Raw genomic sequence first — 26,724 nt, forward strand, 5'->3', positions numbered from 1 at the left:
AGTTTTGAATCTCAGAGCGCCTGATGCGGCTGGCTGCCGAGGGTGACCATGGCATCGGCGTGCTCGCAGCCCAGCCAGCTGGTCCAGCCCAGGCGACAGGTGTTGCCGGCGCCCAGGCGCAGCTCACGAATTTCATCCGGTCGCAGGTGCAGGCGCACGTCATAGTCCAGCGGGGTGCGCAGCACGAACCGGATCAGCACGCGCAACGGCTGGTTGTCGCAGCCGGGTGGCAGAAAGTCATGAAAGCGCGCCCAATCCAGATTGAGGATGTGGATGCGGAACTTGCCGCTGCGATCACGCACCCGCTCGCCGAGCACCAGGCTATCGCCAAGGGTGCTGTTGCCCAGGCCCAGCTGGCAGCGCTGATCGCCGGGAATATCCACCTCGCGCTCCAGGCACTGTTCGATATGCAACTGCTCATGCTTGAAGTAGTAGCGCAGTACCGATTCGACCATTGCCGCCGATTGCGCCCGCAGACTGAGCAGGCCCAGGTAGGGCAGCAGGCGTTTCCAGTTCAGCTCCGTGGAGTGGCGAATGGTGTTGCCACTCAGGCCGATCAGCGAAAACAGCAGGGCGGACACCGGGTCGCGCCCGCCGGGCTTGAAGCGGGCGTGATAGCGGTACTTCTGCCACACCGGCAACAGCAGCCGCTGGAGTCTGTTATTGAACAGATCCATGAACATGCGGGTGGGATTGCCATCGACCCCGTCACCCAACGCCTGTTCGCCATAGAAGGCCGGCAGGGGTGAGCCGGCGCCGAACAGGCTGACCAGGTTCACCCGCAGGCGGGCCCGCAGTTCGCCGCGTTCCTCGAAATACTCCACCGATTCGATCTCGCTGCCGGGAAACCCCATGCTCGGGTTTGCCTGCAATTCCAGTCGCTCATACAGCGCCTCATCATCCAGCTCGGGATGGGCCTGACGCAGGCGCTCCTGCACCAGTTGCACACCCTGAAACAGGCTGTACTCGCGGATGCTGCGCACGATCGGACTCAAAGCAGGGGCTGTTGCCCCATGCGTGGCGGCCATTGATATATCTCTCCCTTGGAACTCTTGACCCGCAACTCGTGGTAGGAGTTGAGGCTGGCGTAGAGCGCAAAAAACTCATTGAGTACAGAGGCGAACAGGAACAGATCGCCTTCGCCCAGATAGCCATCGGCATCCATGCTCAACTCGGTGCGGATGCCGCGTACGGGCAGGCCGCGGTGCAGACGGTCAACATGGGTGTGGTTGATGTGCTTGAGGCCGCCGAGCAGGCGCTTGCTGACCTTGGCAGCATGCTGGTCGGTATGCCGGGGCAGGTCGTAGGTCTCGAGGATGACCTTGAGCGCCTCGACATTCGACAGCGACAGATAATTCAGCGACATGTTGCTGATCAGCTTCCACAGGAAGTCGCGATGCAGCGGCGGCGCGTGACAGGGCGTGACGGCGCTGATATTGCGAAACCCGAGAAATTCCGGGGTGCCTTCGCAGGGCTGGCAGATATCGCCCAGCGCCAGCTTCTGCGGCAGGTTCTGATTGGTACAGGTCAGCTCCACTGACAGCGTCTCGTGATGCTCCAGCGTATACAGGCCGAAACTGAGAAAGGTCTCCAGCCCATCGCCGACCGGCGAGGCATGCTGGCGCATGCTGTAGTACGGCCGGGATGTATCGGCGCCGAAGCTGGTGTCGTGCTCGAAGGACTCGAAGGGCACATATTCCTCATAGCCCTGGCCACCGGGCTTCCAGCCGGTGACCCGGTCGATGGAGAACACGCCGCAGTGGCGGTTGCCGTAGGTAGCTGGGCGCAGCAGATACTGATCCTGACGACCATCGAGCCGAATGGGTGTGGCGTCGTGGGTGAACAGATTGACGATGGGCGTGCAGTACAGCCGCACGTTGTCCACCGAGGGTCTGATGCGCTGCTCCCCGGTCTTGGCGATATGGCAGCGCAACTCCAGCCCCCGTGCCTGCTTCAGCAGTGCCGCCGGCAGCCGCTGCAGGACATTCAGGCCAAGGATATCAACGAACAGGAACTTGTCCTGAAAGGCGAAATATTCCTGTATGTAGCGGTAGCCGCGAAAGGTATTGAGCGGGTAGGGGATCATCGCCTCTTCATCGGCGAAGCCCACTTGCTGTATCTGCTCCTGGCCCAGCTGCAGCATCTGCGCCGACACCTCGGCGGGCAGCTCCAGCGGAGCGCCGTGACGGTCTAGCAAGACCAGCTCGAGGCTCTGCAGATTGCGCACCAGGCCGAGCAACAGCATCTGGCTGATATAGCGCTCGCCGGCGAAATGCAGGCGTAACTGCCGCAGATTGATATCTGCCAGACTGCCGGGTGCGCTCATCATCAACTGCAGATTGAGCAGCGCACCGTTGCCCTTGACCGAATAATCCAGAGCATGCATCGCCAGCGGCAGCACTTCGGTATCGTAGTTGGTGCGAAAGCGGCAGCTGACGCCATCCACCGGTCGTGATTCCACCGGTGTATTGCGCGGCACGGTCAGCGCCTCGCCGGCATGGCGCAGAGGTTCGAACTGCAGAATGCTCATGGCCGGTAGCGGGCGCATGTAGTTCGGCCACAGCAGATGCATCAGGGAATGGGTGAGTTCCGGTAGCTCGTCATCCAGCTTCTGCCGCAGCCGGCCGGTAAGAAACGCGAAGCCTTCGAGCAGTCGCTCGACGTCCGGGTCCTTGCCGCTCTGGCCGAGGAAGGGCGCCAGCGCCGGGCTGCGTTCGGCAAAACGCTTGCCGAGTTGCCGCAAGGCGGTGAGCTCACTCTGATAGTAATGATTGAACGACACTATGCATCCCTGTGTAGTGTTGCAGCCGTTCCGTAGAACAGCTTTTAGGCGACCTGGACCTTGCCGCTGCCATCCAGGCGGGCGGAAAAGTTGACGTTGCACTTGAGATCCTGCACTTCCAGTCGGCCTTCGATGGCGAAAGCCAGACTCAAGGGATCATGGTCCCGGGGCAGGGCAATTACCCGTACCTGGGACAGTCGTGGCTCATGGGCCTCGATGAATCGTTCGATAGCGAGCCGCGCCTGCTGCAGCGAATCGTGCAGCGACAGGCGCATGTCATTGAGATCCGGCAGTCCGTAATCCGGCAGGGTCAGCACACTGCCGGCGCGGGTGCTGAGCATCTTGGACAGGTGACTGGCCACCGAGTCCATTGCCGCCCGCTGCAGTTCCCAACCGGCGCGGCTGGCGGTTTCGCCGCCCAGACGCTCGAACAGACTGCCGTAGCCCATGTGCTGTTACTCCTTGTCCAGCTTGCCCACCAGCGACAGGGTGAAATCCGCCCCCATGTACTTGAAGTGCGGACGCACGCTGAGGGTGACCCGGTACCAACCCGGCTCGCCTTCCACATCGGCCACGCTGATCTGCGCCGCGCGCAACGGGCGTCGGCCACGGACTTCCGGGTTGGGATTGTCCTGATCAGCCACGTACTGGCGAATCCAACGGTTCAGCTCCAGCTCCAGGTCGGTGCGTTCCTTCCAGGAGCCGATCTGCTCGCGCTGCAGCACCTTGAGGTAATGGGCCAGGCGGTTGACGACGAACAGGTAGGGCAACTGGGTACCGAGCCGGTAGTTGAGTTCCGCCGCCTTGCCTTCTTCGGAGTTGCCGAAGAACTTGGCTTTCTGCGTCGAGTTGGCGGAGAAGAAGGCGGCGTTGTCGCTGCCCTTGCGCATGGTCAGGGCAATGAAACCTTCATCGGCCAGTTCGTATTCGCGGCGATCGGACACCAACACCTCGGTGGGGATCTTGGTTTCGATCTCGCCCATGCTCTCGAAATGATGCAGCGGCAGGTCATCGACCGCCCCGCCGCTCTGCGGGCCGATGATGTTCGGGCACCAGCGGAACTTGGCGAAGCTCTCGGTCAGGCGGGTAGCGAAGGTGAACGCGGTGTTGCCCCACAGGTAATGCTCGTGGCTGTTGGCGACGTTCTCCTTGTAGACGAAGCTCTTCACCGGATTGTCTTCCGGGTCGTAGGGATTGCGCAGCAGAAAGCGTGGCAGTGTCAGGCCGACGTAGCGTGCATCCTCGCGCTCGCGGAAGCCCTGCCACTTGGCAAACTGCGGACCTTCGAAATGATCCTTGAGATCCTTGATGTCCGGCAGGCCGGTGAAGCTTTCCAGACCGAAGAAACGCGGACCAGCGGAAGCGATGAATGGCGCGTGGGACATACTGGCGACGCTGGCGACGTGCTGCAGGGTCTTGATGTCCTGGGAGCTGGGATCGAAATAGTAGTTGGCGATCAGGGCGCCGACCGGCTGGCCGCCGAACTGGCCGTATTCAGCGGTATAGACATGTTTGTACAGGCCGGACTGGACAATCTCCGGGCTATCCTCGAAGTCCTCGAGCAGATCCTGCTTGGAGGCATTGATCATCTCGAACTTGATGTTCTCGCGGAAGTCGGTGCGGTCGACCAGCAGTTTCAGGCCGCGCCAGGAGGATTCCAGTGCCTGGAAGCGCTCATGGTGCAGAATCTCGTCCATCTGCTGGCTGAGCTTGGCGTCGATCTCAGCGATCATGCGATCGACCATGGCCTTCTTGACCGGCTCCTTGTCGTTATGGGGTTTCAGCAGCTCTTCGATGAAAGCGGAGACGCCGCGGCGGGCGATGCCGTAGGCTTCATCGTCCGGGGTCAGGCGGGTTTCGGCGATGATACGGTCGAGAATGCTGGCATCGTCGCTGGCGCTGGGTGTGCTGATGGCGGTTGTCTGAGTGCTCATGCTTGCGTCCTTGTGTGATCAGGCGTCCGGTTGTTGGGTCAGGCCCAGTTCGGCGAGTACGCGCTCCCGGGAATCATCGTCGCTGAGCACGCTTTCAATCGCCTTGCGGAAGGCCGGGGCGTTGCCCAGGGGGCCCTTCAGTGCCACCAGCGCGTCGCGCAGTTCCATGAGTTTGCGCAGCTCGGGTACCTGATCGACCAGGCTGGCAGGGTTGAAGTCCTTCATGGAGTTGATCTGCAGATTGACGGCGAGGTCTTCCCGGGCCGCGTCGTCCTGCAGCCGGTTGGGCACGCTGAAGCTCAGGTTCAGTTCCTGCTTGGCGAGCACCTCGTCGAAGGTGGCCTTGTCGATGGCGATCGGCTTGCGATCCTCGATCTTGCGCTCGTCCTCGCGCTGGGTGAAATCACCCAATACCATCAATTTCAGCGGCAGCTCGACCTCCTCCGCCGCGCCATTGGTATCGGGAGTGAAGGTGACGTTGATCCGTTCCTTTGGTGCTACTGTGCCTTCTTTGGCCATGGTGTTTCTCCGCTACTTGGATGGCCCGAGGGCCTTGTTCAGCACCACTTCAAGGTCGAAGTGGCACAGCCGGTGGAAGATCTCTTCCCTGCGATCACGCACAAGCTGGCTCTGCGGCAGCAATTCACAGCAGGCATGCAACAGACGCAGTACTTCCAGATTCAGGTTGGGTTCCCAGCGATCCAGCCCCGCGGACTGCAGGGTTTGCTGCAGCGCATCGAGCCGGGCGTAGGCGATATCGTGCTGGCGCGCGTGATAGCACAGGCGCGCCTCCGCCAACTGCCAATGAAAACGGGCCCGCTCGCCATGGCTTTGCCGGGTGCCTTGCAGCAGCAACTGCATGGCTGCACGCAGGCCGTCCTTTTTCAACAGCGCCAGGGCATCCTGCAGCGCGAGCTCCCAGGGCGCGCCGGCCTCGCTGGTGGCCTCGCATGTGGTGGTCTGTGGGTGGCTGCTGACCGCCATGACGCGGCTGCCAATCCATTGCCGGGTATCGGTGTCGGCGAAGGGTTCGCCATCATGAAAGCGCAGTTCCTCCAGCCCCGGCAGACGGCTCAGCAAGTGACGAAGCTGGTTTTCGACTTCCTGCATGGCCGGCTGGGCACCCAACGCTTCCAGACAGCGCCAGGCAAGATACTGACCACTCAACCAGAAGGGGGCACGATTGAGGCTGGCTTCAACTTCGCTGAACAGGCTTTGATACTGCCCCTGGTTGAAGCGCTCCTGAAAGGCCTTGAGACGATCGGCTGGCAGGTTGCGCAGGCTGGTGACATGGTCGGCATCATGCTCCGGCAGGCCGTCGATGGGCAGCCACAACAGTGTGCGGGCAAGTCGTACCGCGCGGACGTCGCCGGGGTTCTGGTGCTGCCACCAACTGGTCAGGGAACGAGCCTGGTCCTGCAGAGCGCGCAGGCTGCGGTGGGCATCGCGGCTATCGACAATGGGCGCGTCAGTGGTTGCGGAAGCGTGTGTGGCCGGAGGCAGTGGCTGGCTAGCTGGCGGTACCGACGCTGGCGTCGCCGCGGCGGGCTGTGGGTTCGCTTCGACGCGTTTCAGCAATTCTTCGACCCGACGATAAAGCGGCGCGAGTGAGGGTGCATCCTGAAGATGCGCAGCAAACAAGGTATCGAGTTCGCGCAGATCACCCGCGATGCTGCTGAACAATGCCATCTGCGCGGCGTCGGGTGTCTGCTCGCCGAGCACCTGCTCCAGGCGCGTGCACAGCCAGCTTATGGCTGCGGTTCGGGTGCGGGTGCGCTGCGGGTGCAACGTTTGCCAATGCTCGGTGCAGGCATGGCGCAGCATGCCCAGGCCGGCTGCCAGGCCGGCGATGCTTTCGGTGTGATACAGGCTCCAGATCAGCCAGCAGGCGACGCGCAGATCCTTGGACTGGGTCTGCAGCAACTGCTCGGCGCGTTCCCGGACGATTGCCCAGTCGGTACCCGTGGTGCGATGGACGGACGTGTCCTTGGCCAGCTCCTCTTCCAGACTGTCGAATTCGGACGTATAGCGAGCGTCCTCACCGGCGAAATTGTCCGCGGCGATCGGCGTCTCCATTAAATTGATGTAATTTTCATCCAGCATGTTTCACATCAATCCCTGATAAATAGATGAGTTCCGTCGCCAGCCAGAAAGAGTGTTCAGGCAGATATACAAAGTGCGCAATAAGTTGCGCAGGTGAGTTGTGCAGTAAGTTGCGCACCCCCTCGAAATACGGCTCGTATCCTATTGATCGGCAGGCTGTGGTTCAAGGCGGATAATGTGACCTGATCTACTTTATAGGCAATTAAGTCGCCTCATGCATCACAGTGTGAACCGCGTCGTAGACGGGTGTATGCAGGCATTGCTGCGCAAGAGTCAGTCAGGATTTACTACGAATGGGTTATTGAATTAGCCGCCGTTTAAGTGGCGGCTATTCAATTTGCGATAGTGTTTTCAGGTTTTTAGTTAGTTGTGGGTGTGTTGTTTTGAAATGGCTCACAAGTTTCGGATTAATTGCTTGCTGCGCACTTCAAGTTGGTGCATGACGCGGGCTTGTCAAGTTGCTCGCTGCACTGGCGGGCTTGTTTGGCCTGGCTCGTACAGCCCAGGGTTTCGAGGCCCGTGGCCAGATTATTCCAGCCGGGCTGAAAGTCGGGGAAGTCATTCACCAGGCGCTGGAACTGCTCCAAGGCAACTTGCCTGTCGTTGAGAGCCCAATGGGTATTACCCAGACCCAGGCGCGCAGCCGGTTGCTCTGGCCACTCAGCCACGGCTCGCTGATAGGAACGCAGCGCGCTCTGTAGGCGACCAGTCTGTTCCAGGTCACTGGCGGCCTTCAGGTAAGTGAGCGGTTTGGCCGTGGCGGGTAATTCACCGGGCGGGAGCATTACCCTGGCCCAGCGGTCGGCCCGATCCCAGGTGCGCATGAACACCTGGAAGGGTTCCCTCTGGGCAGCGTTCAGGCCGCTGTGCACGATCATCTCTTCGGCAGCAAGGTCGTAGCCGATGACAACAGCGTAATGCCACTGCGGATACCAGTTGAAGGCCAGATTCTGCATGACCAATACGGGGTTGCCCGCATTCAATTCGCTGAGAATAGCCTCGAGCTGCTTTTCCAGCGGGTAGACCAGCAGGTCCCGGTCACGGGCGGCGGAGACCATTTCCACTTGCAATGTCCCATTGCGCTCGGGCAGGTAAACGCGGTCTTTCAACTCGTCCGGGGTGGCAGCGATATCACGGTAGTTCAATACCATCGCCAGGGAGGCTGGTCCGCATTGGTAGGCGTCTTGGGCGTGGAAAGGCACGTTGTCCAATACCACTCGGTTAGGGAATTCAGCCAGGTCGGCGGGGTCAGGCATGACGGGAGCGCGCCCGGCGCAGGCTGACAGCAGTGCTGTCAGCCAGAGCAGAGCGGCAATGCGTAGGAAACGCACCGGTTAACGGTTGATGCAGTTGACGAAGCGGAAGACGTTGGTGGCGCAGAGCATGTCGGTGATGATGAAGATGACCAGGAACAGAACGATCACTCCCAGCACACCGGCACCGGCAGGTGCTTCATCCAGCTGGGTATTGAAATAGGCCAGCTCTTCGGCGGTCAGGCTGTTGATGCGCTGTTCGACCTGATCGGGAGAAACCCCCATGCTGGCAAGCTTGTCTTGCACGGCTTCATCATCGAGCATGGACTTGAGCTGGTCGCGATCGACACTGAGCTGTTCGGAGGCAATCACCTCATGGGTACCGACCATGGAGGCCTGGGCGTGGATGCTGGCCATGCTGGTGAACATGAACAGGGCGGCCATCATGATGGACAGATAGCGTCGGGTGGCGGAAGTATGCTTCATGGGGGACTACTCCTTGGATTGGCTCTTGGTTTTTCTTGGTAAACCCTTGCAACACCTCTATGACCGCCATAATACCCTGCGGGTTCCGACCTCAACCACCGAAGCGATCCCGCAATTGGTAATACCAGGCGCCCAGTGCGGTGAACGGCACCCGGAACAGGCGGCCGCCAGGGAAGGGGTAATGGGGCAATGCGGCGAAGGCATCGAAGCGTTCGGCCTGGCCGCGAATCGCCTCGGCCAGTACCTTGCCGGCAACATGGGTGTAGGTCACACCGTGGCCGCTGCAACCCTGGGAATAGTAGATGTTATCTCCCAACCGACCCACTTGCGGTAGCCGCGACAGGGTCAGCAGGAAATTGCCGGTCCAGGCATAATCGATCTTCACATCGCGCAAGGCGGGGAAGGTACGCAGCAGGTTGGGCCGGATCAGCGCCTCGATATTGGCCGGATCGCGCGCACCGTAGACCACGCCGCCGCCAAAAATCAGACGCCGGTCAGCGGACAGGCGATAGTAGTCCAGCAGGTAATTGCAGTCCTCCACACAGTAGTCCTGGGGCAATAGCCGACGTGCCATCTCCTCGCCCAGGGGTTCGGTGGCGATCACCTGGCTGCCGCAGGGCATGGATTTGGCCGCCAGCGGCGGCAGCAGGTCGCCGAGGTAGGCATTGCCGGCGACCACGACGAAGCGGGCGCGGACCTGGCCCTGTGCCGTAAAAACCACAGGCATCGCCCCTTGCTGCACCTTCACCACCGGCGATTGTTCATGGATGATGCCGCCCAGCGATTCCACCGCCGCGGCTTCGCCGAGCACCAGATTCAGTGGGTGGATGTGTCCACCGCTGCGGTCCAGCATACCGCCCACGTAACGCTCGGTGCCGACCACGCTGCGGATCCCCCGGTCATCGAGCAACTCCAGCTGGGTGTGACCATAGCGCTCCCACAGCGCTTTCTGCTGCTCCAGGTGGCGCAGCTGTTTGGCGTTGATGGCGGCAAATACACCACCCTCCTTGAGATCGCAATCGATGGCGTAACGCTGGACCCGCTCGCGGATGATACGTCCACCCTCGAAGGCCATTTCGCCCAACAGTCTGGCCTGCTGCGGGCCAACCTGCTTTTCGATCACATCCAGATCGCGACTATAACTATTGACGATCTGACCGCCATTGCGCCCCGAAGCACCGAATCCGACTCGCGCAGCTTCCAATACCGTGACCCGAAAACCCTGTTCCAGCAGGAACAGCGCCGTGGAAATGCCGGTATAGCCCGCGCCGATCACGCATACATCGGTCTCATGGTCGCCCTGCAGGGCAGGCCGGTCGGGCGCGGGATTGGCGGAAGCGGCGTAATAGGAATCCGGATAAGGCGTATGGCTCATGCTGCGCACCTTGTGTGATATTTTTTACATGCCTTGCATGCTACCGATCCGGTTGAGCGAATGCCAGAGAGGAGGGTGAGCGTCTGCAGCGAACAAGGTTTTTATTGTGGGAGCGGCCAAGGCCGCTCCCACACAGGAATCTCGCAAGGGCGCCTGAGGCTTTCAGGGTTTGCCCGGCGCCTTCGGCAACGCCTTGGTCAACATGATGCACAGCACCGAGCAGGCCAGCATGATGCCGATCAGATGGAAGGCGTCGTTATAGGCCATGATCTGCGCCTGTTCGCGCACCTGCGCATCTACCATGCGCAGCGCCGCCTCGGAGCTGCCCAGCTGCTCACCGAGCAGCGCCAGGCGCTCGGCTGCTGCCGGATTGCCGAGGCTGACGTGACTGCGCAGAATCTCGAAATAATGTGCAGCCCGGCTATCGAGAATGGTAGCCAGCGCCGCAATACCGATGGCACCGCCGAGATTGCGCAGAATGTTGTACAGGCTGGAAGCCGAGCCGGCCTGGGACGGCGGCAACATCGCCGTGGCAATGATCGACAGCGGCACCAGCACCATGGGCTGCCCGCAGGCGCGGATGATCTGGATGGCAATGAACTGATCCCCGGCAAAGTCCAGATTGAGCGAGCCGCTGAGAAAGCTGCCGATGCCGAACAGTGCCAGGCCGAGCGCGCAGATCAACCGCGGATCGATATAGCGCATCATGACCGGCACCAGGGGAATCAGCAGCAGTTGCGGCAGCCCCATCCACATGATCACCTGGCCGATTTGCAAGGCGTTGTAATCCTGAATCTGCGCCAGGTACAGCGGCAGAATGAACACGGTGCCGTACAACCCCACCCCGAGGCCGATGTTGGCCAGGCTGCCAAGTAGGAAGTTGCGCTCCTTGAACAGCCGCAGGTTGACCAGGTGATTGTCGCGCGACAGCTGCAGAATGATGAAAATCACCAGGCTGACGAAAGCGATGCTGGCCAGCCAGGTGATCTCGGCCGACTCGAACCAGTCCTCACGCTGGCCCTCTTCCAGAAAGACCTGCAGGCAGCCCAGGCCGATGGCCATGCTCAGGATGCCGGCATAGTCGCCTTTTTTCAGCAACTCCCAGCGCGGTTCGCTCTTGTCCAGCCCGTACAGCAGGCCGAGGGTCATCAACACGCCGGGGACGATGTTGATGTAGAAGATGAATTCCCAACCGTAATTTTCTGTCAGCCAGCCGCCGATGGTCGGGCCGATGGAAGGGGCGAAGGTGGCGGTGATGGCGAACAGTGCCATGCCCTTGGGGCGCACATCCAGCGGCAGCTTGGTGAGTACCAGGGAGAATGCGAAGGGAATCAGCGCGCCGCCTGCCAATCCCTGCAACACCCGAAACACGATCATGCTTTCCAGGTTCCAGGCCATCGAACACAGCAGCGAAGCGATCACGAAGGTAATGGAAATGGCCACGGCAAAGCGCCGCGGTGACATGACCATGGCCAGCCAGGCCGCCAGCGGAATGATGATGATCTCGGCAACCAGATAGGAGGTCGAGATCCACGAGCCTTCTTCAATGGTGGCCGATAGCGCGCCCTGGATGTCCTTGAGCGACGAGTTGATGATCTGGATATCCAGAATAGCCATGAAGGCGCCAAGGATGGCGCTGAGAATGGCGATCCAGTCGCGTCGCGTCGGTGGTGGAATCTGCTGCGTCTGGGCCGTTTCAGTCACGCAGATCGACCTTGACGCTGACCGACATACCCGGACGTATCACCTGGCTCAGTGCATGGTCCTGGTCGAGGCGGACTTTTACCGGAATGCGCTGCACCACCTTGGTGAAATTGCCGGTGGCGTTGTCCGGCGGCAGCAGGCTGAACTGTGCGCCGGAGGCGGGGAACAGGCTGTCGATGGTGCCCTGCATCGGTTGGTCATCGAACGCATCGAAGGTCAGGGTGACGCGCTGATCCTTGCGCATGCGCTTGATCTGGGTTTCCTTGAAGTTGGCCTGCACCCACAGATCCTGGCTCGGTACCAGGGCCAGCAGATGATCACCGGGCTGCACGTTCTGGCCAATGCGCACGGTGCGTTGGCCGACCCGCCCGGGCACCGGTGCATGAATCTCGCTGCGTGACAGGTCCAGCTCGGCCCGGTCCACCTCGCTCTGCGCGGCCTGGATCAGCGCCGCCAGCCGATCAATGTCGGCACCGAGGGTATCCTTGCTGAGAATCTGGGTCTGCAGTTCGGCTTCGGCGCCCCGCACCTGCGCTCTCGCCACATCCAGCTGAGCACGAAAGTTGCTCAATTGTTCCTCGGAGGCATAGCCGGACTGGCGCAGGGGCAGGATGCGCTTGATATCCAGTTCGATGCGCCGCTGCTCCGCCTTGCGTGCTTCAACGGCGGCGCGAGCGGCTGCGATCAGGCTGTCCTGGCGCAGCAGCTGCGCGCGGGCCTGCAGGTGCTCGGCTTCGCGGGTGGCAAGATTGGCCTGGGCCTGGGCCAGTGCGTTGGTGAAGTCCCGGGCATCGAGGCGTACCAGCAGATCGCCGGTCTCGACGGTCTGGTTATCAGTGACCAGCACCTCGGTGACCTGGGCGGCAAGCTGACTGCTGATGCGGGTAATATCGCCATGTACATAGGCGTTGTCGGTCGTTTCATAATGCCGGCTGATGAACCACCAGTTGGCGAAAAAAGCAGCTGCGGCAAGGGCGATCAGTAACAGGAAGATGAACAGACGAGTGCGAACCCGGGACGGCATGTTTTATTTCCTTGTTTATTGTGTGAGTCACTCTACCACTGTTGCACACCGGCCTAATGGCGCTAGAATCCGGAAACTTTGTTGCATTACAGGAACAGTGGGATGGGATTGGATGACGCCTTGATCTTCACCCGGGTGGTGGAGTGCCACAGTTTTACCAGCGCGGCGACGACCTTGGGCATGCAGAAGTCCACCGTCAGTCGCCGTATCGCACAATTGGAAGAGCGCCTGAGCGTGCGGCTGCTCAATCGCACCACGCGCAAGCTGCGTCTGACCGAAGTGGGTCAGGCCTACTACGAGCGGTGCCGGCAGATCATGCAGGAGTTTGCCGAAGCCGAGCAGGCCATCATGCAGTTGCAGCGCGAGCCTACCGGCTTACTGCGCATCAGCTCTCCCATCGAGTTCGGGCAGCTGTTTCTCGGCGGTGTGGTGGGGGATTTCATGCGCCGCTACCCGGCGATCCAGGTCGAGGTCGAGCTGACCTCGCGGATGGTCGACCCGGTTGAAGAGGGCGTGGACATCGTCATCCACCGTGGCCGGCCGCAGGATTCGAGCCTGGTGGCGCGGTCGATGATGCACAGCCCTCGCCAGCTGTTCGCCAGCCCGGCCTATCTGGCCGAACATGGTACGCCGCAGAAGCCGGAAGACCTGGCCAACCATCGCTGTATCCATACGCTGATGGATGACGGCCGTAAATGGCACTTTCTGGAGCCGGCAGTGAGCGTGGCGATTAATCCGGTGCTGACCATCAACAACATCACCTTCGCCCGCGAGGCAGCGCTGGCTGGCGCCGGGGTGATCAATGTGCCGGCCTTCATCGCCGAGGCCCAGGTCGCGGAGGGTACCCTGTGCCGGGTGCTGGAGCATTGCGTGTTACCTTCGACCGAGCTGTATGCCCTGTATCCCTCCCGCCGTTTCCAGGCGATGAAGGTGAAAGCCTTCATCGATTATGTGATTGAGCAGTTGCGGGAGCGGCTGAATGTCGGGGTAGAGCAGGACGAGGGACCGCTGGTAACATTGCCCCCAACCTGAGGCGCTGCTTCACACTATCTGGCCCGCTGCGGCCGCTGTAATCGAGATATTCCATGACCGTCCGTACCCGTATTGCTCCGTCGCCCACTGGAGATCCCCATGTAGGCACCGCCTATATCGCGCTGTTCAATCAGTGCTTCGCCCGCCAGCATGGTGGTCAGTTCATCCTGCGCATCGAGGATACCGATCAGGTGCGCTCCAGTGCCGAGTCGGAGCAGCAGATTCTCGACTCCCTGCGCTGGCTGGGGCTGGAGTGGGACGAAGGTCCGGATGTCGGCGGCGCCCATGGCCCGTACCGCCAGAGCGAGCGCAGCGCCATCTACCATGAGCACAGCGAACAGCTGATTGCCAAAGGGCACGCGTTCCGCTGCTTCTGTACCTCCGAGCGCCTCGATACGCTGCGCGCCGAACAGATGGCCAACAAGCAGACTCCCGGCTATGACGGCCACTGCCTGCATCTGTCCGAGCAGGAAGTGACCCAGCGAGTCGCCGCCGGCGAGCCCCACGTGGTGCGCATGAAGGTACCCGCGAGCGGCATCTGCAAGGTGCAGGACATGCTGCGCGGCGAAATCGAGATCCCTTGGGAACAGGTCGACATGCAGGTGCTGATGAAAGCCGATGGCCTGCCTACCTACCACCTGGCCAACGTGGTCGACGATCACCTGATGCAGATCACCCATGTGCTGCGGGGCGAGGAGTGGATCAACTCGGCGCCCAAGCACATCCTGCTGTATCAGTATTTCGGCTGGGACATGCCGCAGCTGTGCCACATGCCGTTGCTGCGCAACCCGGACAAGAGCAAGCTGTCCAAGCGCAAGAACCCGACCAGCATCATCTTCTATCAGCGCATGGGCTATCTGCCCCAGGCGCTGCTCAACTATCTGGGCCGCATGGGCTGGTCCATGCCGGATGAACGCGAGAAATTCTCCCTGGAAGAGATGGTCGAGCATTTCGATATCCAGCGGGTCTCCCTCGGCGGGCCGATCTTCGATGTCGAGAAGCTCGCCTGGCTGAACGGGCAGTGGATTCGCGATCTGTCCGAGCAGGATTTCGTGGACGCCGTACAGAAGTGGGCGCTCAACAGCGATTATCTGCGCCCCATCGTGCCGCTGGTGCAGAGCCGCGTGGAAACCTTCAGCGACCTGATACCGCTGGCTGGCTTCTTCATGACCGGCAAGCTGGAACTGGACCCGGCCCAGTTCGCCCACAAGAAGCTCTCCCAGGATGAAGTGCGCCAGACCCTGCAGCTGCTGCTGTGGAAGCTCGAAGCGCTGCGTCAGTGGGACAAGGACGGCATTACCGCCAGCATCCAGCAGGTCGCCGAGGGGCTGCAGCTCAAGCTGCGGGACCTGATGCCGCTGCTGTTCGTGGCCATCACCGGCCAGGCCAGCTCGGTCTCGGTACTCGATGCCATGGCCCACCTGGGGCCGGATCTGACCCGCTTCCGCCTGCGTCAGGCGCTGGAGCTGCTCGGCGGTGCGTCGAAGAAGGAAGTGAAGGCTTGGGAAAAGCTGTTGGCGGACTTTGCCAGCGCCCAGTGATTTCGGGCTAATTGGCTATAAGTTGCTGTTTTGCGTAATTTTCTGTTGACAGTTTTTGGTGAGAGACCTAATATGCGCCCCGTCCAGAACGACGGGGCTATAGCTCAGCTGGGAGAGCGCCTGCATGGCATGCAGGAGGTCTGCGGTTCGATCCCGCATAGCTCCACCAATTTTTGGGTCATTGCTTTGTGATGACCTGTTTTACACTAGCCGATATGCTTTACTGCATATCTGGTGATGAAACGACAAACATCGTTTCGAGAAGGGTTTGCGTCCCCTTCGTCTAGTGGCCTAGGACACCGCCCTTTCACGGCGGTAACAGGGGTTCGAGTCCCTAGGGGACGCCATTTTTTTACCGACACTTCGGTGTCGGGGTCGAAAGACCACGGGGCTATAGCTCAGCTGGGAGAGCGCCTGCATGGCATGCAGGAGGTCTGCGGTTCGATCCCGCATAGCTCCACCACGGGGCTATAGCTCAGCTGGGAGAGCGCCTGCATGGCATGCAGGAGGTCTGCGGTTCGATCCCGCATAGCTCCACCATTTTTTTAAAGGGCCGACACTTGTTGTCGGTCCTTTTTTTTTGCCCTTTTTTCCTTTGTTGCTTTGCTCCGAGCCGCAGAAACGGCTGCCGCTTTTTTTCGGTTGTCGAGCGCCTCAGCCGCGATCGCACCCGACGGCAGGCCGTCGGTCGGTGAGGCCAGAAAGACTATTGCCGCTGCCGTTCGAAAAGGCGTTTGATTAGTAGGTTGATAACGCTTCCTGTCTTAGAGAACGCAACATGACCCACTTCACCGGCAGTTGCCTCTGTGGCAACGTTCGTCTCACCGCAACCGGGCAGCCAGACCGCGTCGGCATCTGTCACTGCCTGGACTGCCGCAAGCATCACGGCGCGCTCTTCCATAGCTCAGCCATCTTTCTCCAGGACGCCGTCACCGTGACCGGCGAGACGCACGAGTATCAGGGCGCCATTTTTGCCCCCGCTGCGGATCGTCAGTCTTTGGGCACACCGCAGATGAAATAGAAGTGAACCTGGGCTCGCTGGACGCCATTGATCAGCTCAAGCCAACCTACGAGCTGTGGACCATCCGGCGCGAGGCCTGGTTGCCGGCGTTTCCGCTGACCGACCGCTATGAGCGTGACCGATAGTCGCTGCCAGAGCAGCTACGCACCGGAGCCCCGCTGTTCAACAGTCACGTCAGCGGCGGTGGAAGCGCCCGGTGTCAGAAACTGAGTGGAAGGCCGACCATCGGCGTTGTGCTGGAGGATGCGGGTAGGCCGGCCCTGTGCATCAAGGAGTACCTGTCCGATCCCGGCACCGTTCCAGACCCGTTCGCCACGGTGGCGCTGATCAGGCAGGCGAGGGCGTATCTTCAGGTCGCGGCGCTGGGTGAACCAGTTCAGTGGCGAGCGCGGCGAGTAGAGCCAGCGGTTGAGCCGGTCCAGCCAATCGAGCAGGCGCCGCGGAAACTCATTCTTGATGCCACTGCTGGTGATCTGCCAGATGTGTGGTGCGCGCTCTCGATCACGCACCTGCACATCGTAGGCGAAGGAGTAATGCACATCGCCCGACAGGACCACGTAATTGCCCGGCGTGCGGGAATGCCGAAATATATTGAGCATGACATTGGCCGCGCCACGATGAGCCATCCAGTTCTCGGCATCGACAGTCAGGGCATGGCCGGCGAAGGCACAGATTCGTTGGATGACCTCGATCAGCTTGACCCCGAACATCGGCGTTGGCGACACGATCACCGCCGCGGTTTCATCCAGCAATTCATGCTGCAGCTCGACCAGCGACTCCCAGTTCATCAAGCCCGAGGGGCGGCTGGGTAAGCGCCGGCTACGCCAGCGCCGCGTACGGGTATCGAGCACGATGACAGTAGGGTGCGTGCGTAGCACATAATCCCATTGATTAAACGCCAGCAACTGACCGATGAGCGCGTCCTGGGCGGCAGCATCAAGCCGGGCCTGACTATCGAGCGCCGCGGTCAGCGCCTCCGTCTCGTCGAGCAGCCCGGCAAACACATCGGGACGGTTACCCCAGCCCTGGCACAGCATATAGGCCAGCAGGGCATTGCCCATGATGCGCCGCGAGAAAGGATGACCATAGGCGGTGCTTTCCCACTTCGCCGAGAGGTTCCAGTCGTCGGTGATGTCATGGTCATCAAAGATCATCAGCGTCTGGATGTGGGCGAACAGGCGGGCGGCCTGTGGCAGATCGCGGCAGAAGCCTCGTATAGCATCGGCCTCGTCTTGCCAGCGGACCATATGCTCTGCATCCAGCGCGGGCATCTGTGACTCTGATACGAGCTGCCAGGGCACCGGCGACCACACCAACAGATACATGGCCATCACCTCGGCCAGCGTCACCAGGTGGTTGTGCGCATTGGCGGTGGTGAAGATCGGCTTTTCCACACCGCCAAAAAACCGCTCACGCAGCGCCTCGTTGGACTTGAAAGCGGGCAGCAACTCCTCGCGGCGGTAATAACCGGCGGGGTGGGCATACAGCGCTTCACTGTCGGCGACGACCGCGCCCTCCAGGGCTTCGCCATAGAGACCAAGGCGCCGGATCAACGCATGGACCGCCGCGAGCATGGGGCCCGCCACATCATCGGCATACACCTGGTCGCCGCACAGCATGAGCATGGCAGGGCGCGCGTCCGCCAGCCCGATGTGTTCGGCTAACAGGCTGTCGGCCCGCGCAAGCCCGTCTCGCGCGGGATGATGCGGTTTGCGACAGGAACCATAGAGAATGTCATCCGCGCGGCTGCTCAACACCAGACTCGGGCGCGTCGCGCCCTCATGCAGCAGATGTGGCGCCCATTGCGCGATGTTGGCTTCAACACCGTTCTCCAGTGCGACGATCAAGTCGTAATGAATCAGCGTGTCCTGCGGCAGCGGCTCTGGCAGGCTCACATCGACCAAATGCAGGTACGCATGACGGCCGATGGGAAGAACGCGGCAGCAGCTAGCGTCAAGATCCACCCGCCTGACCGTCCCACCGTCGGGCTCAAGTTCCAGCATCAAGTGCAGCGGCGTACTGCCGACCAGCCATAACACCAGGCGGCCCGGTTCAAGGCGGCGCAGGATAGGGCCGGCAAGCACGGGAGGAAGGGCATCGGGTATTGGGACTTGGGTCATTGGGAATAGGGTAGTCGAATGTGAAGAGGCCGGAACAGCGTAGCAGAGCCTTATCAAAGACTTTAGCCGCCATATTTAGTTCAGAGCCGACGGTGACTCGCATCGATGAGTTGCCTTACCAATCCCGCCAACCAACCTCACATTCATCCCAACGCGACATCCTTGTTCTATCATCACTCTGGTTACTCGCTATACCGTCCTTGAGGCATCCACCTGCAGGAGCCATATCATGACTACCTTCACCACTAGCGATAACGTCACTCTTTTCTACAAAGATTGGGGCTCAGGCCAGCCGATCTTTTTCTCCCACGGCTGGCCGCTGTCATCTGATGCCTGGGATAACCAGATGTTGTTCTTCGGTCAGCAGGGCTATCGGGTCATTGCCCATGATCGCCGGGGCCATGGCCGGTCGGAGCAGACCTGGGATGGTAACAATATGGATCGTTATGCTGACGATCTTGCGGAGCTGTTTAAGCATCTGGATCTTCGCAACGTCATCATGGTTGGTCATTCAACCGGGGGCGGGGAGGTGGCGCACTATATCGGCCGCCATGGTTCTGCGCGGGTGGCTAAAGTGGTAATGGTCGGCGCGGTGCCGCCCTTGATGCTGAAAACCGAGAGCAATCCTGATGGCACCCCAATGGAAGCGTTCGACGGCATTCGTGCGGGCGTTACGTCGGACCGCTCGCAGTTCTTCCGGGATCTGACCGTGCCGTTCTATGGATTCAATCGGGAAGGAGCTGCAGTCAATGAAGGTCTAAAGGAGGCGTTCTGGCTGCAGGGTATGCAGGGCGGCATCAAGGCGCACTTTGACTGTATCCATGAGTTCTCCGCAGTCGATTACACCGCTGACCTGCAAGCCATCGACAAGCCTGTATTGTTCATTCATGGCGACGATGATCAGATCGTCCCGCTGGCTGCTTCTGCTGAGCTGGCTGCAAGGATCGTTAAAGACGCTATCCTGAAAATCTATCCGGGCGGTTCCCATGGGCTGGCGCAAGTGAACGCCGATGAGTTCAACACGGACGTGCTGGCGTTCATTCGCGGCTGATCACACACTCATCCAAACCTCAGGCAACCATCCAATAACCAGCGGCGGCGCTTTGCGAGAGTGTGGGGGCATTTCAAGAGATCCAGACTGGTCGAAGATGAGGCAGCGTCGCCACTGGCGCGCAGCCATCGGAAACCAGGTTCGCTCACAACGACATTAGAGGATAGCCCCATGACTTTCCGTAACGGCCTTGCTTCGCTTCTTCGTCCCGAAGACTCGGTACTCGTACTTATCGATCACCAGCCGTTCCAGCTGGCGAACTTGAACAGCCACGAGCCACTGATGGTGATCAACAACTCGGCAGGCCTGGCGAAGGCAGCCAAGGCGTTCAATGTACCCACCATTCTGACGAGCGTGCTAGCTGCTCAGGGCGGCGTGATTTTCCCGCAGATCACCGACGTATTCCCTGACCAGGAGGTGATCGACCGGACGCTCATCAATACCTGGGAGGACCCGAAGGTGGTGGACGTGGTCAAGTCGACAGGCCGAAAGCAGTTGGTCATCGCCGGGCTGTGGACCGAGATCTGCGTCGCCATGCCAGCTATCCAGGCTGCTGGAGAAGGTTGGGACGTGACGGTGGTGACCGATGCGTCTGGCGCCGTCTCTGTCGAGGCCCACGAGGTTGCCATTCAGCGCATGATCGGGGCCGGAGTGAACATGATGACCTGGTTCGCTGTGGCGGCCGAGTGGCAGCGTGATTGGGCCCGAACCGACACCCTCGAAGGGATGGTCGACGTTATGAAGCAGCATGGCGGCGGTAGCGGTATCGCCTTCCTGTGGGAGACACAGCTACTTAATACGCCGGTGCCTGACAAGACACGATGATCTGTCAGCGGTCCGGATGAGGTTTGAGGCCAGGGAGGGTCTTTTTGTCCGGGCCAGGACGGTTGATGGCAAAGTTCGATCAGGAGAGACGAAATGATAAAGATGATCATTGAGCAGCGGCGTCGCGGCCTCGGCGGCGGCCTGGAAGTGGGCCGCGTACTGCCGTTTGCCAAGCAACGCATGGTGGGGCCGTTCATCTTTTTCGATCATATGGGGCCGCTTGATCTCCCATCTGGTATGGATGCGAGTGTCGACATTCGCCCGCATCCGCACATCGGCCTGTCAACTGTGACTTATCTGTTTGCTGGAAATGTAATGCATCGCGACAGCCTAGGCTATGAACAGGCGATCAGGCCGCAGGAAGTCAACTGGATGACCGCCGGACGGGGAATCACGCATAGTGAGCGGTTCGAGCACGCCCGGGTGCATGGCGATCACCTGCATGGCATTCAGGCCTGGGTGGCGCTGCCGACCGAGCAGGAGGAGATCGCTCCGTCTTTTTCTCACCATGCAGGACTGGACCTACCGCAATGGGACCACGCTGGCGTGGTGGGACAGCTTATCGCCGGCAGCGCCTATGGTTTGACCGCCGGAGCCGAAACGCACTCACCGCTCTTCTACGCGCATCTCGACATGGCCGCGGGCGCCACTGCCGAGATTCCGGGCGGATACGAGGAGCGCGCACTCTACATCGCGACTGGGGCCGTGGAGGTGGGCGGAACGCGCTACGAGAGCGGCAGGATGCTGGTGCTCGGCGCAGCCGCATCACAGGTGCGGGCCCTTGAGCGCTCCAGAGTCATGGTCCTCGGTGGCGACCCCGTGGGCGAGCGGTTCATTCACTGGAACTTCGTGTCCTCCTCGAAGGAAAGGCTCGCCCAGGCCGCCTCTGACTGGCAGGCGGGAAGAATGAAACTGCCGGATGCCGATGATGCGGAGTTCATTCCATTGCCGGACGAACCGACACTATCGGGAAAAAGGGTAACCTCATCATGAACAAAGCATCCGATCTGTTCATCCATTGCCTTGAGGAAGAGGGGGTGGAGTATATCTTTGGGGTTCCCGGCGAGGAGAACCTCGCCATGCTCGACAGCCTCAGCCGATCAACCAGCATCCAGCTGATCCTTACCCGGCACGAACAGGGCGCGGGCTTCATGGCCGCCACATACGGTCGGCATACTGGCAAGACCGGCGTGTGCATGTCTACGCTGGGGCCGGGAGCGACCAATCTGGTGACCGCTGCCGCCTATGCACAGCTTGGCGGTATGCCGATCCTGATGGTGACCGGGCAAAAGCCGATCAAGAAATCCAAGCAGGGTCGCTTCCAGATCCTTGATGTAGTCGGCATGATGAAGCCGTTGACCAAATTTACCCATCAGCTTGCCAGCGCCGACAACATTCCCAGCCGGGTGCGCGAGGCGTTCCGGCTCGCCGAGGAGGAGAAGCCCGGCGCCACTCATATCGAGTTCCCGGAGGACGTCGCCGACGAGCAGACGGAATCAGTACCGCTCAAGCGCAGCCATACACGGCGGCCCAATGCGGATGTGAAGTCGGTCCGTGCGGCGGTGCATGCGCTTGAAAACGCAACTTCGCCGATCCTGGTGATCGGGGCGGGTGCTAATCGAACCATGACCTGCCGCATGCTGCTTCAGTTCATCGAGAAGACCGGCATTCCGTTCCTCACCACGCAGCTCGGCAAAGGCGTGATTGATGAACGCCATCCCGGGTTTGTCGGCTGTGCCGCTCTGTCAGCGGGAGACTTTGTCCACCGTGCAGTGGAGGCCGCCGACCTGATCGTCAATATTGGTCATGACGTGATCGAGAAGCCGCCGTTCTTCATGCGGGCGGGCGGCACGCCGGTAATTCATATCTCGTCCAGAACGGCCGAGGTGGACCCGGTCTACTTTCCCCAGATCGAGGTTGTCGGGGATATCGCCAACGCAATCTGGCAGATCAAGCAGGACATCGTTCCCAACGGTGGCTGGAACTTTGACGCGATGTTGGCAGCGCGCAAGGCAGAAGTGGCGCACACCGCGTCGATCTCCGGCGATACCCGCTTCCCCATCTTCCCGCCCCATCTGGTCGAACAGGTCCGCGCAGTGATGCCCGACAACGGCATCATCTGCCTCGACAACGGAGTCTACAAGCTCTGGTTTGCGCGAAACTATACGGCTTACCGCCCCAATACCGTGCTGCTCGACAATGCGCTCGCCACCATGGGCGCGGGTCTGCCCTCGGCCATGGCCTCGGCGATGGTTTATCCCGACCGCAAGGTGATGGCGATCTGCGGTGACGGTGGCTTCATGATGAACAGTCAGGAGATGGAGACCGCCGTTCGCTTGAAGCTCAATATTACTGTGCTGATCCTCAACGACAACGCCTACGGCATGATCCGGTGGAAGCAGGCGGACATGGGTTTCAAGGACTGGGGGCTGACCTACGGCAACCCGGATTTCGTCAAGTATGCGCAAAGCTACGGCGCGCATGGCCATCGCGCGGAAAGCGCCGAGCATCTCAGGCAACTGCTGGCGCACACTCGTGACACGCCGGGCGTGCATCTGATCGACTGCCCGATTGACTATTCAGAGAATGACCAGATCCTCAATATCGACATCAAGACCTTGTCGAAAGAACTGTAAACGCTGTTCCGCTCCATGGGAGTTTCGCATGAGCACGCTCAAATCCGTCTATCCGCTGTATCTGAACAACGTGGCGCAGCAGCCGAACGCCGATCTTGAAGTGACCGACAAGTTCACCGGTGAGGTTGCGTTCCGTGTTGCCCAGGCCGATGCGGCGACGATCGATGCGGCTATTTCCGGCGCGGTCGAGGCTGCTTCGCCGATGGCGCGGATGGCCAGTTACGAGCGCCAGGCGGTGCTCACCCATTGTGTCTCCCGGTTTACCCAGCGGTTCGATGAGCTTGCCTACGCGCTCTGCGTCGAGGCGGGCAAGCCGATCAAAGACAGCGAGGGCGAGGTGGGCCGGCTGATCGACACCTTCCGCATCGCCGCCGAGGAGTCAGTGCGTATGACCGGCGAGGTGCAGACACTCGACATCACAGCGCGCGCCAGGGGCTATCAGGGCATCTGGAAGCGAGTGCCTATCGGGCCATGCTCGTTCATCTCACCATTCAACTTTCCGCTTAACCTGGCCGCACACAAGATTGCTCCGGCCCTCGCGGTGGGCTGTCCATTTGTGATGAAGCCTGCGAGTCGCACTCCGCTGGGCGCGCTCATTATCGGTGAAGTGCTGGCCGAGACCGATCTGCCCAAAGGCGCTTTCTCAATCTTGCCCGCCAGCCGTGACGGTGCCGATCTTTTCACCACGGACGACCGGCTCAAGCTGCTCTCGTTTACCGGATCGCCCGACGTTGGCTGGGATCTGAAGGCGCGTTGCGGTAAGAAGAAGGTGGTACTCGAACTCGGCGGCAACGCCGCGGTGATCATTGATGCCGACGCTGATCTCGACGACGCGCTCGAGCGCGTGATCTTCGGCGCCTTCTACCAGTCGGGGCAAAGCTGTATCGGCGTGCAGCGCATCATCATCCATGCGGCGGTCTACGACCGCTTCCGCGACATGCTGGTCGCCAGGACGAAGACGCTGGTAGCGGGTAACCCAAAGCTGCGCGAGACATTCATTGGCCCGATGATCCATGTCAATGAAGCAACGCGGCTCGAAAGCTGGATCAACGAGGCGGTCACCGCCGGCGGCACGCTGCTTTGCGGGGGCACTCGCGACGGCGCAATGCTCGACGCCACCTTGCTCGAAGCCGTGCCTGCCGACACCAGGATTGTTACCGAGGAGGCGTTCGGCCCGGTCGCGGTGATATCACGCTTTACTGACTTCTCTGCCGCACTGGTCGAGGCCAACGCTTCCAAATTCGGGCTGCAGGCAGGTGTCTTCACCCGCGACCTGTTCAAAATGTTCGATGCCTGGGATCTGCTCGATGTCGGCGGGGTGGTGATCAACGACGTGCCCAGCTATCGGGTCGACAACATGCCCTATGGCGGGGTCAAGGATTCGGGTCTGGGCCGCGAAGGTGTGCGTTTTGCGATGGAAGACATGACCGAAATTCGCAACCTGGTGATTCGCCGCCCGTAAGGTTATTGCCCATGATGCTCGGGCGTCACTAATCACACATTCGTCCAAACCTCAGGCAACCATTCAATAACAAGCAGCGGCGCTTTGCGACAGTGTGGGGGACGCTCAAGAGACCCGGACGAGGCAATGTCGCCACCGGCGCATGGCTATCGGGGAAACCAGGCGATACTCCTTTTTTGTCAAAGCGAGAATCTACAATGAAAGCGCAGATACTTACATCATTTGGCGGGCCGGAATCGTTCGAACTGTGCGAGGTGCCCAAGCCCGTGCCGCAGGCTGGGCAAGTGCTGGTGCGGGTACACGCAACTTCCATCAATCCATTGGATTTCCAGGTCCGGCGTGGCGATTATGCCGACCTGGTGCCATTGCCAAGTATTACCGGGCATGACGTTTCGGGTGTTGTCGAAGCCGTCGGGCCGGGCGTGACGAGCTTTATGCCAGGCGACGAAGTCTGGTACACCCCGCAGATTTTTGACGGCCCTGGAAGTTATGCCGAGTACCACGTTGCCGCCGAAAGTATTGTCGGGAAGAAGCCTCCAGAGCTGAGCCATCTCGAGGCGGCCAGTCTGACCCTCGTCGGCGGGACAGCGTGGGAGGCACTGGTGGTGCGTGCGGGACTCCGGGTGGGGGAGAGCATTCTGGTGCACGGCGGCGCGGGCGGCGTCGGTCATGTGGTGATCCAGTTGGCAAAAGCCATGGGTGCCAGGGTGTTTACCACGGTGCGCGAAGCAAACTTCGAGTTCGCACGGAGTATGGGGGCCGACGTGCTGATCGATTACGAGAAGGAAGATTACGTCGACGCCGTCCTGCGAGAAACCGATGGCCACGGAGTCGATGTGGTGTTCGATACCATCGGTGGCGATACCTTGTCGCGCAGCCCCGACGCGCTCGCACAACTTGGCCGCGTGGTCACGATTGTGGATATTGCACAGCCACAGAACGTGGTTGAGGCCTGGGGCAAGAACGCCAGCTATCACTTCGTTTTCACCAGACAGAATCGCGGCAAGCTTGATGAACTGGGCGCATTGATAGCGCGCGGTCAGCTGCGACCACATGTTGGCGCGGTCTACCCGCTTGCTGACATTGCTCTTGCCCATGCCTTGCTGGAGACCCCAAACAACGGCCTCAGGGGAAAAATCGCGATCGCAGTTGTGCCACAGGCTCATTCCGTCAGCGCGAACGGGTAACCGTTGAGCTCACATTGAGGGAGTGCGCCCTACAACCCACCATGAAGGGAAAGCCCAATGAAAGCTATCGGCTATGCGACTAACGGCGCAATTGAGCGCATCGACTCTTTAATCGATCTTGAGATCAATAAACCATCGGCTTCTGGTCATGACCTCCTTGTCAAGGTGGCCGCCGTTTCGGTCAACCCTGTCGACACGAAAGTGCGCAAAGCCCGCCCAGCAGAGGGCGATGCGCCTGTCATCCTCGGCTGGGACGCCGTGGGCGAGGTTGTAGAAGCCGGAGATAAGGTCAGCCAGTTTAATATCGGCGACAAAGTATGGTACGCGGGCGCGATTAACCGCCCCGGCACCAATGCTGAGTATCACCTCGTTGATGCACGCATCACCGGCCACGCACCCAAAAGCATCAAAACGTCTGCTGCTGCAGCGCTGCCCCTGACAACATTGACGGCGCAAGAGATGATTTTTGACCGCCTAAAAGTCACCGATATCGTGCCGGGGGCCGCAAATGCAATGGTGATCATCGGCGGCGCGGGTGGAGTAGGGTCCATAGCGATTCAGCTTCTTCGCGAGCAGACCGACTTGACGATCATTGCAACCGCCTCGCGCCCTGAAACGCAGGCATGGGTCAAGGAACTGGGCGCGCATCATGTCGTCGACCACTCCAAGCCGCTGGCAGGTCAGATCGCAGCCTTGAATATCGGTGCACCTGCATTTGTGTTCTCAACCAGCCATTCCGAAACCTATGTGCCGCAAATAGCTGAATTCATCGCGCCGCAGGGCCGCTTCGGTCTTATCGATGATCCGAAAGGTCTCGACATCATGCCGCTCAAAGTCAAAGCCGTGTCGATCCATTGGGAGCTGATGTTTACACGACCGCTGTTCACCACGGAGGATATCGCACGTCAGGGTGAGATCCTCAATACCGTAGCCGACCTGATCGATGCTGGAAAGATTCGTTCTACAGCGACGGAAAACTTCGGCAAGATAAATGCAGAAAACCTCAAGCGCGCTCATGCCCTACTCGAAAGCGGCAAGGCTAAGGGCAAAATTGTGTTGGAAGGATTCTGAATTGCAAGTGCGCAAGCTTGATCACGTTAACATCCAAACTACCTGAGTCGAGCTACGAGCATCGTCGGCAGGGGGCTTGGATTTATCACGGCAGTTCCCACGACCCTGCGCAGATGA

At 60.4% G+C, this 26,724-nt stretch carries 21 protein-coding genes, 4 tRNA genes and 1 pseudogene; 14 read left to right on the plus strand and 12 right to left on the minus strand.

Features of this window, described 5'->3' with window-relative positions:
- Positions 1-11 precede the first annotated feature (11 nt).
- The 11 genes from tssG to QAO71_RS06180 form a co-directional block, all read right to left on the minus strand.
- A complete protein-coding gene (gene tssG / locus QAO71_RS06130) occupies positions 12-1,028 on the minus strand; it encodes a type VI secretion system baseplate subunit TssG (protein ID WP_036990440.1) in 1,017 nt (338 codons plus the stop codon).
- Positions 992-2,782 carry a type VI secretion system baseplate subunit TssF gene (gene tssF / locus QAO71_RS06135; protein WP_036990439.1) on the minus strand — a complete coding sequence of 597 codons (1,791 nt, stop codon included), beginning with the start codon at positions 2,780-2,782 and terminating at the stop codon, positions 992-994. The genes tssG and tssF overlap by 37 nt, the downstream gene beginning before the upstream one ends.
- 44 nt (positions 2,783-2,826) lie before the next feature.
- On the minus strand, positions 2,827-3,231 hold the full coding sequence (tssE, locus tag QAO71_RS06140; RefSeq protein ID WP_036990437.1) for a type VI secretion system baseplate subunit TssE: 405 nt from the start codon (positions 3,229-3,231) through the stop codon (positions 2,827-2,829).
- A 6-nt stretch (positions 3,232-3,237) separates the two neighbouring features.
- Complete coding sequence (tssC, locus tag QAO71_RS06145; RefSeq protein ID WP_280165499.1) at positions 3,238-4,716, minus strand: type VI secretion system contractile sheath large subunit; 1,479 nt, start codon at positions 4,714-4,716, stop codon at positions 3,238-3,240.
- An 18-nt stretch (positions 4,717-4,734) separates the two neighbouring features.
- Positions 4,735-5,235 (minus strand): type VI secretion system contractile sheath small subunit, encoded by a 501-nt coding sequence (gene tssB / locus QAO71_RS06150; RefSeq protein ID WP_280165500.1) that lies wholly within the window; start codon positions 5,233-5,235, stop codon positions 4,735-4,737.
- 12 nt (positions 5,236-5,247) lie between these two features.
- Positions 5,248-6,819 (minus strand): type VI secretion system protein TssA, encoded by a 1,572-nt coding sequence (gene tssA, locus QAO71_RS06155; protein ID WP_280165501.1) that lies wholly within the window; start codon positions 6,817-6,819, stop codon positions 5,248-5,250.
- Positions 6,820-7,226: 407 nt separating this feature from the next.
- Positions 7,227-8,075 carry a PA2778 family cysteine peptidase gene (locus tag QAO71_RS06160; RefSeq protein WP_074780624.1) on the minus strand — a complete coding sequence of 283 codons (849 nt, stop codon included), beginning with the start codon at positions 8,073-8,075 and terminating at the stop codon, positions 7,227-7,229.
- A 78-nt stretch (positions 8,076-8,153) separates the two neighbouring features.
- A complete protein-coding gene (locus QAO71_RS06165) occupies positions 8,154-8,519 on the minus strand; it encodes a PA2779 family protein (protein ID WP_235818282.1) in 366 nt (121 codons plus the stop codon).
- A gap of 130 nt (positions 8,520-8,649) precedes the next feature.
- Entirely contained in the window at positions 8,650-9,933 is a 1,284-nt protein-coding gene (locus QAO71_RS06170; protein WP_280165502.1) for an FAD-binding oxidoreductase, read from the minus strand.
- A 162-nt stretch (positions 9,934-10,095) separates the two neighbouring features.
- Entirely contained in the window at positions 10,096-11,637 is a 1,542-nt protein-coding gene (locus tag QAO71_RS06175) for a DHA2 family efflux MFS transporter permease subunit (protein ID WP_280165503.1), read from the minus strand.
- Positions 11,630-12,661, minus strand: coding sequence for an HlyD family secretion protein (locus tag QAO71_RS06180; RefSeq protein WP_280165504.1), 1,032 nt, complete (start codon positions 12,659-12,661; stop codon positions 11,630-11,632). The genes QAO71_RS06175 and QAO71_RS06180 overlap by 8 nt, the downstream gene beginning before the upstream one ends.
- 102 nt (positions 12,662-12,763) lie before the next feature.
- Between QAO71_RS06180 and QAO71_RS06185 the strand changes: the two genes are divergently transcribed.
- The 7 genes and pseudogenes from QAO71_RS06185 to QAO71_RS06215 all read left to right on the plus strand — a co-directional run bounded on the left by QAO71_RS06185 (position 12,764) and on the right by QAO71_RS06215 (position 16,380).
- Positions 12,764-13,693 carry a LysR family transcriptional regulator gene (locus tag QAO71_RS06185; protein ID WP_136869364.1) on the plus strand — a complete coding sequence of 310 codons (930 nt, stop codon included), beginning with the start codon at positions 12,764-12,766 and terminating at the stop codon, positions 13,691-13,693.
- 53 nt (positions 13,694-13,746) lie between these two features.
- Positions 13,747-15,234 carry a glutamate--tRNA ligase gene (gene gltX / locus QAO71_RS06190; protein WP_280165505.1) on the plus strand — a complete coding sequence of 496 codons (1,488 nt, stop codon included), beginning with the start codon at positions 13,747-13,749 and terminating at the stop codon, positions 15,232-15,234.
- A 93-nt stretch (positions 15,235-15,327) separates the two neighbouring features.
- Positions 15,328-15,403, plus strand: a tRNA-Ala gene (locus tag QAO71_RS06195).
- Between the two features lie 103 nt (positions 15,404-15,506).
- A tRNA-Glu gene (locus QAO71_RS06200) sits at positions 15,507-15,581 on the plus strand.
- A 40-nt stretch (positions 15,582-15,621) separates the two neighbouring features.
- Positions 15,622-15,697 (plus strand) — tRNA-Ala (locus QAO71_RS06205).
- Position 15,698: 1 nt separating this feature from the next.
- Positions 15,699-15,774 (plus strand) — tRNA-Ala (locus QAO71_RS06210).
- A gap of 238 nt (positions 15,775-16,012) precedes the next feature.
- Positions 16,013-16,380, plus strand: a pseudogene (locus QAO71_RS06215) (GFA family protein).
- Between the two features lie 15 nt (positions 16,381-16,395).
- Here QAO71_RS06215 and QAO71_RS06220 read toward each other — a convergent pair.
- Positions 16,396-18,375: an alkaline phosphatase D family protein gene (locus QAO71_RS06220; protein WP_280165506.1), complete on the minus strand. Its 1,980-nt coding sequence runs from the start codon at positions 18,373-18,375 to the stop codon at positions 16,396-16,398.
- A 229-nt stretch (positions 18,376-18,604) separates the two neighbouring features.
- Between QAO71_RS06220 and QAO71_RS06225 the strand changes: the two genes are divergently transcribed.
- The 7 genes from QAO71_RS06225 (at position 18,605) to QAO71_RS06255 (ending at position 26,607) form a co-directional block, all read left to right on the plus strand.
- Positions 18,605-19,426 (plus strand): alpha/beta hydrolase, encoded by an 822-nt coding sequence (locus QAO71_RS06225; RefSeq protein WP_280165507.1) that lies wholly within the window; start codon positions 18,605-18,607, stop codon positions 19,424-19,426.
- Positions 19,427-19,597: 171 nt separating this feature from the next.
- Positions 19,598-20,251, plus strand: a complete 654-nt coding sequence (locus tag QAO71_RS06230) for a hydrolase (protein WP_280165508.1) — start codon at positions 19,598-19,600, stop codon at positions 20,249-20,251.
- Between the two features lie 93 nt (positions 20,252-20,344).
- Positions 20,345-21,244, plus strand: a complete 900-nt coding sequence (locus tag QAO71_RS06235) for a pirin family protein (RefSeq protein WP_280165509.1) — start codon at positions 20,345-20,347, stop codon at positions 21,242-21,244.
- Positions 21,241-22,887, plus strand: a complete 1,647-nt coding sequence (locus QAO71_RS06240; RefSeq protein ID WP_280165510.1) for an acetolactate synthase large subunit — start codon at positions 21,241-21,243, stop codon at positions 22,885-22,887. The genes QAO71_RS06235 and QAO71_RS06240 overlap by 4 nt, the downstream gene beginning before the upstream one ends.
- A 28-nt stretch (positions 22,888-22,915) precedes the next feature.
- Complete coding sequence (locus QAO71_RS06245) at positions 22,916-24,349, plus strand: aldehyde dehydrogenase family protein (RefSeq protein ID WP_036990419.1); 1,434 nt, start codon at positions 22,916-22,918, stop codon at positions 24,347-24,349.
- A 197-nt stretch (positions 24,350-24,546) separates the two neighbouring features.
- Positions 24,547-25,536: a zinc-dependent alcohol dehydrogenase family protein gene (locus QAO71_RS06250; protein ID WP_280165511.1), complete on the plus strand. Its 990-nt coding sequence runs from the start codon at positions 24,547-24,549 to the stop codon at positions 25,534-25,536.
- A 57-nt stretch (positions 25,537-25,593) separates the two neighbouring features.
- Entirely contained in the window at positions 25,594-26,607 is a 1,014-nt protein-coding gene (locus QAO71_RS06255; RefSeq protein ID WP_280165512.1) for a zinc-binding alcohol dehydrogenase family protein, read from the plus strand.
- The last annotated feature ends 117 nt before the right edge of the window (positions 26,608-26,724 follow it).

This window comes from Halopseudomonas sp. SMJS2 (assembly GCF_029866945.1).
Lineage (GTDB): Bacteria > Pseudomonadota > Gammaproteobacteria > Pseudomonadales > Pseudomonadaceae > Halopseudomonas > Halopseudomonas bauzanensis.